This window comes from Bradyrhizobium sp. USDA 4510 (genome assembly GCF_054059095.1).
Genome location: NZ_JBSSBT010000001.1, coordinates 253,241 through 265,801, shown reverse-complemented (window position 1 = coordinate 265,801; position 12,561 = coordinate 253,241). Strand labels below are relative to the sequence as shown.

General features: G+C 63.6%; 10 protein-coding genes and 1 tRNA gene. 9 read left to right on the top strand and 2 right to left on the bottom strand.

Annotated features, from left to right (window positions below; genetic code table 11):
• Positions 1-15 precede the first annotated feature (15 nt).
• Complete coding sequence (locus ACVMDN_RS01280; RefSeq protein ID WP_076827986.1) at positions 16-1,479, top strand: DUF1254 domain-containing protein; 1,464 nt, start codon at positions 16-18, stop codon at positions 1,477-1,479.
• A gap of 106 nt (positions 1,480-1,585) precedes the next feature.
• Here the strand turns inward: ACVMDN_RS01280 and ACVMDN_RS01275 are convergent, their stop codons facing one another.
• Positions 1,586-2,113 carry a Dps family protein gene (locus tag ACVMDN_RS01275; protein ID WP_057017033.1) on the bottom strand — a complete coding sequence of 176 codons (528 nt, stop codon included), beginning with the start codon at positions 2,111-2,113 and terminating at the stop codon, positions 1,586-1,588.
• Positions 2,114-2,236: 123 nt separating this feature from the next.
• Here ACVMDN_RS01275 and ACVMDN_RS01270 point away from each other — a divergent pair, with 123 nt between their 5' ends.
• From ACVMDN_RS01270 to ACVMDN_RS01250, 5 genes are all read left to right on the top strand, one after another.
• Positions 2,237-2,926, top strand: coding sequence for a class I SAM-dependent methyltransferase (locus tag ACVMDN_RS01270; RefSeq protein ID WP_057017034.1), 690 nt, complete (start codon positions 2,237-2,239; stop codon positions 2,924-2,926).
• 77 nt (positions 2,927-3,003) lie between these two features.
• Positions 3,004-3,079 (top strand) — tRNA-OTHER (locus ACVMDN_RS01265).
• A gap of 321 nt (positions 3,080-3,400) precedes the next feature.
• Positions 3,401-6,865, top strand: a complete 3,465-nt coding sequence (gene carB, locus ACVMDN_RS01260; RefSeq protein WP_076827988.1) for a carbamoyl-phosphate synthase large subunit — start codon at positions 3,401-3,403, stop codon at positions 6,863-6,865.
• Positions 6,866-7,062: 197 nt separating this feature from the next.
• The gene (gene greA / locus ACVMDN_RS01255) at positions 7,063-7,536 is read left to right on the top strand and encodes a transcription elongation factor GreA (RefSeq protein ID WP_018269816.1); all 474 of its coding nucleotides are present in this window, start codon (positions 7,063-7,065) and stop codon (positions 7,534-7,536) included.
• 353 nt (positions 7,537-7,889) lie between these two features.
• Entirely contained in the window at positions 7,890-8,285 is a 396-nt protein-coding gene (locus ACVMDN_RS01250; protein WP_057017035.1) for a DoxX family protein, read from the top strand.
• Positions 8,286-8,410: 125 nt separating this feature from the next.
• Here ACVMDN_RS01250 and ACVMDN_RS01245 read toward each other — a convergent pair whose 3' ends face one another.
• Positions 8,411-8,890, bottom strand: a complete 480-nt coding sequence (locus ACVMDN_RS01245) for an Lrp/AsnC family transcriptional regulator (RefSeq protein ID WP_016845095.1) — start codon at positions 8,888-8,890, stop codon at positions 8,411-8,413.
• Positions 8,891-9,172: 282 nt separating this feature from the next.
• On the opposite strand from ACVMDN_RS01245, the gene trxB reads away from it, so the two are divergent.
• The 3 genes from trxB to ACVMDN_RS01230 all read left to right on the top strand — a co-directional run bounded on the left by trxB (position 9,173) and on the right by ACVMDN_RS01230 (position 12,506).
• Positions 9,173-10,138: a thioredoxin-disulfide reductase gene (trxB, locus tag ACVMDN_RS01240; RefSeq protein ID WP_057017037.1), complete on the top strand. Its 966-nt coding sequence runs from the start codon at positions 9,173-9,175 to the stop codon at positions 10,136-10,138.
• 2 nt (positions 10,139-10,140) lie between these two features.
• A complete protein-coding gene (locus ACVMDN_RS01235) occupies positions 10,141-11,061 on the top strand; it encodes a LysR family transcriptional regulator (protein WP_026192264.1) in 921 nt (306 codons plus the stop codon).
• A 530-nt stretch (positions 11,062-11,591) separates the two neighbouring features.
• Positions 11,592-12,506 carry a 4-hydroxy-tetrahydrodipicolinate synthase family protein gene (locus ACVMDN_RS01230; protein WP_076827990.1) on the top strand — a complete coding sequence of 305 codons (915 nt, stop codon included), beginning with the start codon at positions 11,592-11,594 and terminating at the stop codon, positions 12,504-12,506.
• Positions 12,507-12,561 lie beyond the last annotated feature (55 nt).

Here is a 12,561-nt window from a genome sequence, read left to right as displayed (position 1 = left end):
AGAGGAGAATTCGACATGTTTCGAGGAATTCTGACGCTGACATTGTCGCTCTGCATTGGCGCGGCTACCGCGCCTGCAGCGCTGGCCCAGACGGCGCCGGCAATCAACGAGCAGGAGGCACACGCGATCGCGGTGGACGCCTATATTTACTTCTACCCGCTCCTGACGATGGACATCACGCGAAAGCAGTTCACCAACGTCGAGCCCGGCAAGGATAACTTCAAGGGCCCGATGAATACCTTCGTCAACGTGCCCGAATACCCACCGGCGAATTTCAAGGGCGTGGTGCGGTCCAACTTCGATACGCTCTATTCCGTTTCATGGCTGGACATGACCAAGGAGCCGGTTGTCGTCTCCGTTCCCGATACCGATGGACGCTTCTATTTGCTGCCGATGCTGGACATGTGGTCGGATGTGTTCGCCTCGCCCGGCTGGCGCACCACGGGCACCAAAGCGGGGACCTTTCTGGTGACGGCTCCGGGATGGCGGCCTGATCTGCGCGACAGGTTTGCGGAGGAGTTCAAGCTTCCGAAGGATACCCAGCGCATCGACGCGCCGACGCCTTACGTCTGGGTCATTGGCCGCACCAAGACGGACGGCCCGCCGGACTACGATGCGGTCCACAAGATACAGGCCGGCTACAAGGTCACGCCTCTTTCCGAGTTCGGCAAGACTCAGAAGCCGACCGAGGTCAGGATCGATCCCAGCGTCGACATGAAGACGGCGCCCAAGGTGCAGGTCGACACGATGTCGGCCGGCGTCTACTTCGCGCAGGCCGCCGAGCTGCTCAAGCTTCACCCGCCGCACATCACCGATGAACCAATCATCGCGCAGATGAAGAGGATCGGCATCGAGCCCGGCAAGAGCTTCGAAATCAGCAAGGTGGACCCGGTCCTGCAACGGGCGCTGGAGACGGCGCCGCAGGACGGGCAGAAGCTGATGGCATGGAAGGTGCCGACGCTGGCGCGCGTTGCGAACGGCTGGTCGATGAACACCGACACGATGGGCGTTTACGGCAACTACTATTTGAAGCGTGCGATCGTCGCGCAGCTCGGGCTTGGCGCCAACCTGCCGGAGGACGCGATTTATCCGCTCAATCTCGCCGACAATACCGGCAAACCGCTCGACGGCGCCAACAAGTATACGATCACCTTTGAGAAGGGCGCGGCCCCGCCGGTCAATGCCTTCTGGTCGATCACGCTTTACGACCAGGAAGGATTCCAGGTCGGCAACGTGCTGAACCGCTTCGCTGTGTCCAGCTGGATGCCGTTCAAATACAACCCGGACGGCTCGCTCGATCTCTACTTCCAGAACGAAAGTCCGGGCGCGGACAAACAAGCCAACTGGCTCCCGGCGCCGAAGGGCGCTTTCAACCTGACCATGCGCCTTTACGGTCCGAAATCGGAGGCGCTGACCGGAAAGTGGAATCCTCCGCCGATCGTGCGATTGGAGACAGCGGTGGGTCTGTCAGCTCAGTAGGCTTCAACCGCACTGACCGCAGCCGGGGGGCCAGACCGCAAGCTTCGCGAAGCAGTCCGGAGCAAAGCAGCTCTGGATTGCTTCCTCGCGGGTGCGGCAACGCAGCTTACGCCGCGTTGCTGCCTTCCTGGCGGCTGGCCTCGAACAGGAACCAGGTGCGGCGCTCGGTTTCGTCGATGAAGGTTTCGAGCAGGCCTGCGGTGCCGGAGTCCTCCTGGTCGTCAGCCAGCTTGTGCGCCTTGCGCATCGCAGCCGCCATGTGCTTGTTGTCTTCCATCAACTCGCGCAGCATTTCGCGCGGCGGCACATAATCGTCGTCATTGTCCTTGATGGTCTGATGCTTGGCGATATCGCCGATCGACTTCAGCGTCGCGCCGCCAAGCTTGCGCACCCGCTCGGCGAGCTGGTCGGTGGTCGCGAAGATCGCCTCCGACTGCTCGTCCAGCAACAAATGGTAATCATGGAAATGCCGGCCGCTGACGTGCCAATGGAAATTCTTGGTTTTCAAATAGAGCGCGAAGGCGTCGGCCAGAAGCGTGTTGAGCGAGGCCGAGATCGTGTCCACCGCAGCCTGCGGCAGGTCGCTCGGCGTGTCGAGATCGGGCGAGATCTTGTCAGTCTTGGCTTTGCTCACGTTGGACCTTCCTGTTAGGAACCCGTATTTCGGCGCATTGAACATTGGCCGCCGGACCGCTAACGCATCATCAGCCCACCCGTTCCTGAGGCCAGGAACCCGTTCTGCCGGATACCAAACGCGATGGATGAATGGATCGATTATTACGATTCCACGCATACGATCTATGCGAGCCGACTGCACCGTGACCTGCATTTCCAGATCATCGCAAACGACATCATCGGCTACATCGCTTCGCCGGATGCCGTGGTGCTCGACTATGCCTGCGGCGAGGCGCTGTCGGCGGCGAAGGTCGCCAATGCCTGCGCCCAGCTCTATCTGGCGGAGCCGGCGCCCGGCGTACGCGGCCGTCTGGTCGCGCGCTTTGCGCCCGACACCCGCATCCGTGTCCGCTCGCTCGATGACCTGAAGCACATGGACGCGGACTCGATCGACCTCGTGGTGATGAACTCGGTGGCGCAATACATGACGCCGCAGGAGCTCGATTCCGCGTTCGACGTGATCCACCGCCTGCTGAAGCCCTCGGGCCGGTTCGTGCTCGGCGATATCCTGCGGCCTGAAGTCGGGATGGCGAGGGACGTCGCGGCCCTGCTGCGCTTCGCGGCGACCCACGGTTTCCTGCGCGATGCGCTGGTCGGGCTGGCTTCAACCGCGCTGTCCGACTACCGCCAGCTGCGCACCCGGATCGGACTGCAGCGCTACCGCGAGGACGAGATGATCGCCAAGCTCGGCGCCGCGGGGTTCAGCGCCCGACGCGCGCCGCGCAACATCGGGCACAATCCGTGGCGGATGACGTTCGTGGCGCACCACTGATCCTGGGTTGCGCCAGCTATTAACGTTACCCACCAGTAAACGTGGCGGCCTCTGAAATAATCAGCAATGATCCACTCGGCCCGGTGGCGGAAGCTTCGACGCGGCAGTGGTGCAACACTGTTTATCCTGGTTCAAATCCAGGCCGGGCCTCCAGCCTTCGCTGCTGACGCAGCTTCGGCTCGGCAGGCCTTCTCGTAGCGAAGGCTGCCGCGGCGTAGCCCGCAGGGCGAAGCCGGGCCGGTAGCCCCTCCCAATCCCTCACCCCCCAACCGGGCATACGCCGAATGCGGATTTTCCCCCAGAATCGCGGTTGATTGCGCGTTTTTGGGGGTTTCGCGGGTACGGAAACTGGTCTAAAGACCACCCGCGCGCGAGGGATCGCGCTTCCAGTGCTACAACATGTAGCGCATGGCTCGAGGGACGCGCGGGAAGCGCGCCCTTTTTTTGTGCCTAAATTCCAGTCCGCGAGAGCTGATGCCCAAAAGAACCGACATCTCCACCATCCTGATCATCGGCGCCGGTCCCATCGTGATCGGCCAAGCCTGCGAGTTCGACTATTCCGGCACGCAGGCCTGCAAGACGCTCAAGGAAGAGGGCTATCGGATCGTCCTGGTCAATTCCAACCCGGCGACGATCATGACCGACCCGGAGCTGGCGGATGCGACCTATATCGAGCCGATCACGCCCGAAATCGTCGCCAAGATCATCGAAAAGGAACGCCACGTCGTGCCCGGCGGCTTCGCGCTGCTGCCGACCATGGGCGGCCAGACCGCGCTGAACTGCGCGCTGTCGCTGCGCAAGCAGGGTACGCTGGAGAAGTTCGACGTCGAGATGATCGGCGCCACCGCCGACGCCATCGACAAGGCCGAAGACCGCCAGTTGTTCCGCGACGCCATGGAGAAGATCGGGCTGCAGACGCCGAGGTCGCGGCTCGCCAATGCGTCGGCGCTGAAGAAGTCCGACCGCGACAAATACCTCGCCGATCAGGCCAAGCTGTCCGGCCCCGAGCTCGAAGCCTTCGAACGGCAGTGGGAAGGTGGCGAGAACGAGCGGCGCAAGCGCTACCAGCAGCAGGCCTTGGCCGAAGCGCTGATGGCGCTGTCCGACATCGGCCTGCCCGCGATCATCCGCCCCTCCTTCACGCTCGGCGGCACCGGCGGCGGCATCGCCTACAACAAGGAAGAATATCTCGACATCATCGAGCGCGGCCTCGATGCCTCGCCGACCAACGAGGTGCTGATCGAGGAATCCGTCCTCGGCTGGAAAGAGTTCGAGATGGAGGTGGTGCGCGACAAGAAGGACAATTGCATCATCATCTGCTCAATCGAGAACGTCGATCCGATGGGCGTGCACACCGGCGATTCGATCACGGTGGCGCCGGCACTGACGCTCACCGACAAGGAATACCAGATCATGCGCGACGCATCGATTGCGGTGCTGCGCGAGATCGGCGTCGAGACCGGCGGCTCCAACGTGCAGTTCGGCATCAATCCGGACGACGGCCGCATGGTCGTGATCGAGATGAATCCCCGCGTGTCGCGCTCGTCGGCGCTGGCCTCCAAGGCCACCGGCTTTCCGATCGCCAAGGTCGCCGCCAAGCTTGCGATCGGCTACACGCTCGACGAGATCGCCAACGACATCACCGGCGGCGCGACGCCGGCCTCGTTCGAGCCGACGATTGACTACGTCGTCACCAAGATTCCGCGCTTTGCGTTCGAGAAATTCCCCGGCGCCTCCTCCACGCTGACCACCTCGATGAAGTCGGTCGGCGAGGTGATGGCGATCGGTCGCACTTTCCAGGAGAGCCTGCAGAAGGCCCTGCGCGGGCTCGAGACCGGGCTGACCGGCCTCGACGAGATCGACATCGAGGGCCTCGGCCGCAGCGACGACAAGAACGCGATCCGCGCGGCGCTCGGCACGCCGACGCCGAACCGCCTGCTGCAGGTCGCGCAGGCGATGCGGCTCGGCTGGTCCAACGAGGATATCTTCAATTCCTGCAAGATCGATCCCTGGTTCCTCGCGGAGCTGCGCGCCATCGTCGAGATGGAAGGCAAGATCCGCAGCAGCGGCCTGCCGACCAATGCGTTCGCCATGCGGATGCTGAAGGCGATGGGCTTCTCCGACGCACGGCTCGCCGTGCTCACGGAGACCACCGAGGCCGACGTCACCGCCAAGCGCCACGCGCTCGGGGTGCGCCCGGTATTCAAGCGCATCGACACCTGCGCGGCGGAGTTCGCTTCACCGACCGCCTACATGTATTCGACCTATGAGCGGCCGTTCGCCGGCGAATTTGCCGACGAGAGCGCGCCGTCGGACCGCAAGAAGGTGATCATCCTCGGCGGCGGCCCGAACCGCATCGGCCAGGGCATCGAGTTCGACTATTGCTGCTGCCACGCCTGCTTCGCGCTCGAGGACGCCGGTTACGAGACCATCATGGTCAACTGCAACCCGGAAACGGTGTCGACCGACTACGACACCGCCGACCGGCTGTATTTCGAGCCGCTGACCGCCGAGGACGTGCTCGAGATCATCGCGACCGAGCGCAAGTACGGCACGCTGCACGGCGTGATCGTGCAGTTCGGCGGCCAGACCCCGCTGAAGCTTGCCCGCGCGCTCGAAGCCGCCGAAGTGCCGATCCTCGGCACCTCGCCCGACGCGATCGACCTCGCCGAGGACCGCGACCGCTTCAAGCGCGTGCTCGACAAGCTGCGTCTCAAGCAGCCGAAGAACGGCATCGCCTATTCGGTCGAGCAGGCCCGCCTCGTCGCCGCCGATCTCGACCTGCCGCTGGTGGTGCGTCCGTCCTACGTGCTCGGCGGCCGCGCGATGCAGATCATCCGCGAGGAGAACCAGCTCAACGACTACCTGCTGGGAACGCTGCCCGAGCTGGTGCCCGCCGACATCAAGGCGCGCTACCCGAACGACAAGACCGGGCAAATCAACACCGTGCTCGGCAAGAACCCGCTGCTGTTCGACCGCTATCTGTCCGACGCAACCGAAGTCGACGTCGACTGCCTCTGCGACGGCAAGGACACCTTCATCGTCGGCATCATGGAGCACATCGAGGAAGCCGGCATCCATTCCGGCGACTCCGCCTGCTCGCTGCCGCCGCATTCGCTCGACGCCAAGACCATCGAGGAGCTGGAGCGGCAGACCCGCGAGCTCGCGCTCGGGCTCGACGTGGTCGGCCTGATGAACGTGCAATACGCCATCAAGGACGGCGAGATCTACGTGCTCGAGGTCAACCCGCGCGCATCCCGCACCGTGCCGTTCGTCGCCAAGGTGATCGGCACGCCGGTCGCCAAGATCGCGGCGCGGATCATGGCCGGCGAAAAGCTCGCCGACTTCAAGCTGAAGAAGAAGAAGCTCGGCCATGTCGGCGTGAAGGAATCGGTATTCCCGTTCGCGCGTTTCCCCGGCGTCGATACTGTGCTCGGACCGGAGATGCGTTCGACCGGCGAAGTGATGGGCATCGACCGCTCCTTCGAGGTCGCGTTCGCGAAGAGCCAGCTCGGCGGCGGCACGCGCGTGCCGCGGCAGGGCACGGTGTTCGTCTCGGTGCGCGGCGACGACAAGATGCGCATCGCGGATGCGGTGCGGCTGTTGCACTCGCTCGGCTTCAAGGTGATGGCAACCTCGGGCACGCAGCGCTACCTCAGCGACAACGGCGTGCCGACGGAAAAGGTGAACAAGGTGCTCGAAGGCCGTCCGCACATCGTCGACGCCATCACCAATGGCGACGTCCAGCTGGTCTTCAATACCACCGAAGGTCCGCAGGCGCTGGCCGACAGCCGCTCGCTGCGGCGGGCTGCCCTCTTGCATAAAGTGCCATATTACACCACTCTTTCGGGCGCGGTGGCGGCCGCACGGGGAATCCGGGCCTATCGGGCCGGGGACCTTGAGGTCCGCACGCTTCAGAGTTACTTTTCCGAAAGCTGACCGCTGCCCGGGCTGAAGGCCCGAAGCGGTCAATTAGCCGAATGGCTGGAACTCACCGCGCGATTGGATGTTGTCACGGCCCTTAGCGGGGCCGAATATCACTGGGCTTCCGGGCGCGTTGGCGCCCTGATTCCTGCGTTAGCTGAACTGGATATTCGTGCACGGCCGCCGGGCGCGCGCGATGAAGGACGAAGATGATGGATAAGGTTCCGATGACCGCGGGCGGATACGCCGCGCTGACGGACGAGTTGAAGCATCGCCAATCGGTGGATCGTCCGCGCATCATCGAACACATCGCGGAGGCGCGCTCGCACGGCGACCTCTCGGAGAACGCCGAGTATCACGCCGCCAAGGAAGAGCAGTCGCACAACGAGGGCCGCATCGCCGAGCTCGAGGACAAGCTCGCGCGCGCCGACATCATCGACATTTCGAAACTGTCAGGCGACACCATCAAGTTCGGCGCGACCGTGACGCTGATCGATGAGGACACCGAGAAGAAGGCGGTGTGGCAGATCGTCGGCGAAGTCGAGGCCGACGCCAAGAAGGGCCGCATCTCCATCACCTCGCCGCTCGCGCGCGCGCTGATCGGCAAGAAGAAGGGGACCACCGTCGAGGTGATGGCGCCGGGCGGCGCCAAGGCCTACGAGATCACCAAGGTCGAGTGGCGGTAGTTACCTTCACGTGACTGGTGCAGAAAAGCCGCGTCCCGCACGCGGCTTTTTTTATGCCCCGCGTTTCTCCCCGGTCTGACAGCAATGTGAATGGAGAGCCGCTGCACGCCATGCCAGTGAGGCCGTGACATGTTTATGCAGTATAATCATGTCGGGGGACGGAGTTCGGGCTGACGATTGCGTCGCAACACGCATCGCTGCGCGTCACCGTGTCACTGCCGCGTTCTCTCGCAACTGCCATCGCGCGAGGAATGATTCCAGGCGCAAGGTGTTGACATCACACTCCGGTGGCGGACACCGTGTGTTTCTGCATCTTGCAACGTTCCAGTGTGTCAAACAGGGGGTAAATGACAATGGACCAGATGTTCTCCAAGCTCCAGCCGGTGGCGCTCAGCCTGTTCCGGTTCATCACCGGACTGCTGCTGTTTCAGTTCGGCGTTGCCAAAATTTTCAAATTCCCACCCGGGACAATGTTCGAGAAGGTCGAGCTGTTCTCATTGATCGGCGCGGCCGGCGCCCTCGAATTGGTGCTCGGCGGGCTCCTGATGATTGGCCTGTTCTCGCGGATCGTAGCCTTTATCCTGGCGGGTGAAATGGCCTTCGCTTACTTCATCGGCCATTTCCCAAAAGGGTTCTACCCGCTGCTCAATAACGGCAGTCTGGCGATCGCGTTCTGCTTCGCCTGCCTCTACCTCGCGACCTCGGGTCCGGGTCCGATCAGCGTCGACGCTGCGATGGGGAAGAGGTAGCAGCGCTAGGCGCTTCCCACTCATTGACGACGTCATTCCGGGATGGCGCGTTAGCGTCAGACCCGGAATCTCGAGATTCCGGGCTCGATGCTAACGCATCGCCCCGGAATGACGCGCACGGCGCTCTAGCCGACCGCCTTCAATCCCAGCGGCACCGCGGCCTCATATTTCGAATTGTGCAGCACCAGTGACGTCCTGACGTTGCGCACATGCGGCGCCGCCGTCAGGTGGGTGACGAAATCCTGGAACGTCGCCATGTCGGGCGCGACGCATTTGAGGATGAAGTCGACTTCGCCCGACAGCATCCAGCATTCCCGCACCAGCGGCTCGGCGCGCACGAAATTCTCGAAGGCGCGGAGATCGGCGTCAGCCTGGCTCGACAGATGCACCGAGGCGAACACCGTGACGTCGTAGCCGAGGCGGCGCGGATCGAGCAGGCCGCGGTATCCCTGGATGTAGCCTTCCTCCTCCAGCGCCCGGACCCTGCGCAGGCAGGGCGGCGGCGAGATACCGACGCGTTTGGCCAGTTCCACATTGGTGATTCGGCCATCGGCCTGGATCTCGGCGAGGATTTTGAGGTCGATCTCGTCAAGGTTCTTCGACACGCGACTACAGTTCCCTAGGGGTTTGGAAGGCTTGGCGGGTCCGCCGGCAACTCTCATAGCGCAGCCCGCTGGCATTGCGCAATTTTATTGCGCGTGCAGCGCACGATTTCGCGAATGTGACTTCAGTTCCGGGGAAAAATCGCTGCCATGGATTGCAAATCTTGCATAGCTTCCCAGATATCTTAGACTTGGATTTGACACTTTCAGCACCGCCGTGACCTGCTTCCGGGGTGCTTCCCACACAAGTCCCCGTCAAAGTCCCCAGCAGAGAGGGATCAGCTAATGCCCGCGCCTGTCCACGCCAAGGTCGTCATCATCGGGTCCGGCCCCGCCGGTTACACCGCAGCGATCTACGCGGCACGCGCGATGCTCGAGCCGGTGCTGATCCAGGGCATCCAGCCGGGCGGGCAACTCACCATCACCACCGACGTCGAGAACTATCCCGGCTTCGCCGATGTGATCCAGGGCCCCTGGCTGATGGAGCAGATGGAGAAGCAGGCGGCCCATGTCGGCACCAAGATCGTCACCGATCTCGTCAACAAGCTGGAACTCGGCCAGCGCCCGTTTCGCCTGACCTGCGATTCCGGCGACGTCTATCTCGCCGAGACCGTGATCCTCGCCACCGGCGCCCAGGCGCGCTGGCTCGGACTGCCCTCGGAAGCAAAGTTCCAGGGCGGCGGGGTGTCGGCCTGCGCGACCTGCGACGGCTTCTTCTACCGCGGCAAGGACGTCGTGGTGGTCGGGGGCGGCAACACCGCCGTCGAGGAAGCGCTGTACCTGACCAATCACGCCTCCCAGGTCACCATCGTGCATCGCCGCGATCATTTCCGCGCCGAGCGCATCCTGCAGGAGCGGCTGTTCAAGAATCCCAAGATCAAGGTGGTGTGGGATTCGGCGATCGACGAAATCTGCGGATCGGAGAACCCGAACAAGGTCACCCATGTGCGGCTGAAGAACGTCAAGACCGGCGCGCTCACGAACCTCAAAACCGACGGCGTCTTCATCGCGATCGGCCATGCGCCGGCGACGGAGCTCGTCAAAGGCCAGATCAAGCTGAAACCGTCGGGCTACGTCGAGGTTGCGCCGAACTCCACCGCGACCTCGATGCCCGGCCTGTTCGCCGCGGGCGACGTGGCGGATGAAACCTTCCGGCAGGCGGTCACCGCCGCCGGCCTCGGCTGCATGGCTGCGCTCGAGGCGGAACGCTTCCTGGCTCTTCGCGCGAGCGATCGCGCAGCGGCGGAATAATCATGGCACGATCTCGCGACGGATTTACGGATATGGATTGGGACAAGCTGAAGGTCTTTCACGCAGCGGCGGAGGCGGGCAGCTTCACGCATGCCGGCGAACAGCTTGGCCTGTCGCAATCGGCAGTCTCCCGCCAGGTCAGCGCGCTGGAGCAGGAGCTCTCGGTGTCGTTGTTTCACCGCCACGCCCGCGGCCTGATCCTCACCGAGCAGGGCGACCTCCTGTTCCGCACCGCGCATGACGTGTTCATGCAGCTGCAGGCGGCCCGCGCAAAGCTCACCGACAGCCGCGAGCGGCCGAGCGGCGACCTCAAGATCACGACGCCCCCGGCGCTCGGCATCAACTGGCTGATCCCGCGGCTCGACGAGTTCACCGCGCTCTATCCCGACATCCGGATTTCGCTGATCGTCACCGACGAGGATCTCGACCTCTCGATGCGCGAGGCCGACGTCGCGATCCGCACCCGCAAGCCGACCCAGCCGGACCTGATCCAGCGCAAGCTGTTCTCGATCGGCTTCCATGCCTACTGCTCGCCGGAATACATCAAGCGCTTCGGCACGCCGCGCACGCTCGATGATCTCGACTCGCACCGCATCATCATGCTCGGCGACTCGCAGGTGCCGGCGCATCTGCAGAACCGCAGCTGGCTGATCGATGCCGGCCGCAACGGCTCCGGTCCGCGCGAGCCCTACTTCAAGGTCAACAACATCCTCGGCCTCGTGCGCGCCTGCCAGCAGGGCCTCGGCATCGCCGCGCTGCCGGACTATCTGGTCGAACAGAACAACCTCGTGCAGCTGTTCGGCGAGTCCGACTCGATCGCGCTCGACACCTACTTCGTCTATCCGGAAGAGCTGAAGACGGTGGCCCGGGTGCAGGTGTTCCGCGACTTCGTGGTCAGCAAGGCGCAGCGCTGGCCGTCGTGATTAAGCCGCCCTTATAGGGCTGCTTTATAGGGATATCCGTGCTGCCCCCGGTCTCCGCATGACTGACATGCGACCTGGATAGTTGCTGCAAGCCGTCGATGGGGATCATAGTGCTTACACGCTGAGCGTTCGCGTCGCGCATATGTCCCCCTCCTCCAGTGGCGCGGAAGTTCAGTAATCCCTCTTGGAAGGTGATTGTGTCGGCCTCACGTGGCCAATACCTTAAGCCGGGCTCACTCGAGCCCGGCTTTTTTTCATCGCCGTGCCTTTTCACCTCCATGGCATGCGCAAAACGCGCCGCACGCGCCGGTCAGCATGTGCATTGACAACAACCTCGCAGCGCAGCATCATTATCCCATGATCACGACTTCGTGCGCCGTTCTGTCGTCGAAAAAAGCTCCCCTCCCGGGGACACGAGATCGCGCGCGATAAGATCACCTTCGCATTCAGACCGATCCCGAAACCCCGCCGCCTGGACGGGGTTTTTTGTTGGTCCCGTCTCCGGCTTTGCCTTCTTAAGGAGATGGAACATGACCGATCTACATCAGCAATTGCAGGGCCTCTGGCTGCCTTTGATCACGCCATTCCGTAACGGCGAGCTCGACGTCACGTCGCTGCGGCGTCTCGTACGGCACTACGCCGATGGCCCCGTCGACGGGTTCATTCTCGGCGCAACCTCCGGCGAGGGCATGGCGCTCAGCGTGGACGAACTGGAGGGGCTGGTGAGCGTCGTGCTCGACGAGCTCAGTGCCAGCTCCCGCCATTTGCCGGTCTGTCTCGGGCTCTCCGGCGCCTCGACCGCCCGGATGAAGGAAGCGCTGGATGATACGGCCGACTGGCCGATCAACGGCTATCTGATCGCCAGCCCCTATTACATCAGGCCCTCGCAGCGCGGGCTCGTGCAGCACTTCAACGCGCTCGCTGATCACGCGTCGTGGCCGATCGTGCTTTACAACATTCCCTATCGCACGGCGGTGAACCTGACCAACGAGACGCTGCTGGCGCTCGCGGACCATCCGAACATCGCCGGCATGAAGGATTGCTGCGCCGACCGCGCGCAGTCGATCGACTTCCTCAACCGCCGGCCGGCCGGCTTTCGCGTGCTGACCGGCGAGGACGCGCAAACCTTCGATGCGCTCTCGGACGGCGCCGACGGCGCGATCCTGCTGTCCGCACATCTGGAAACAAACACCTTCGCTGCGATCCGCACGCTGCTGCAGCAGGGCCAGCGCGACGCGGCGCTGGCCGCCTGGCAGAGCGTCGTCGGCCTGACGAGGCTGCTGTTCGCCGAACCGAGCCCCGCGCCGGCCAAGCACTGGCTGTGGCGGCAGGGGCTGATCGACAGCCCCGAGGTGCGGCTGCCAATGGTCGCGGTCAGCGAGGATCTCGCAACCTGGCTCGACGCCGAGATGGAGCGCCGCGCGCAGCTGCTGCTGCCAGCGTGATCGCTCCGCTCCCTCTCCCCGTTCTTACGGGGAGAGGGCTGGGGTGAGGGGCTGC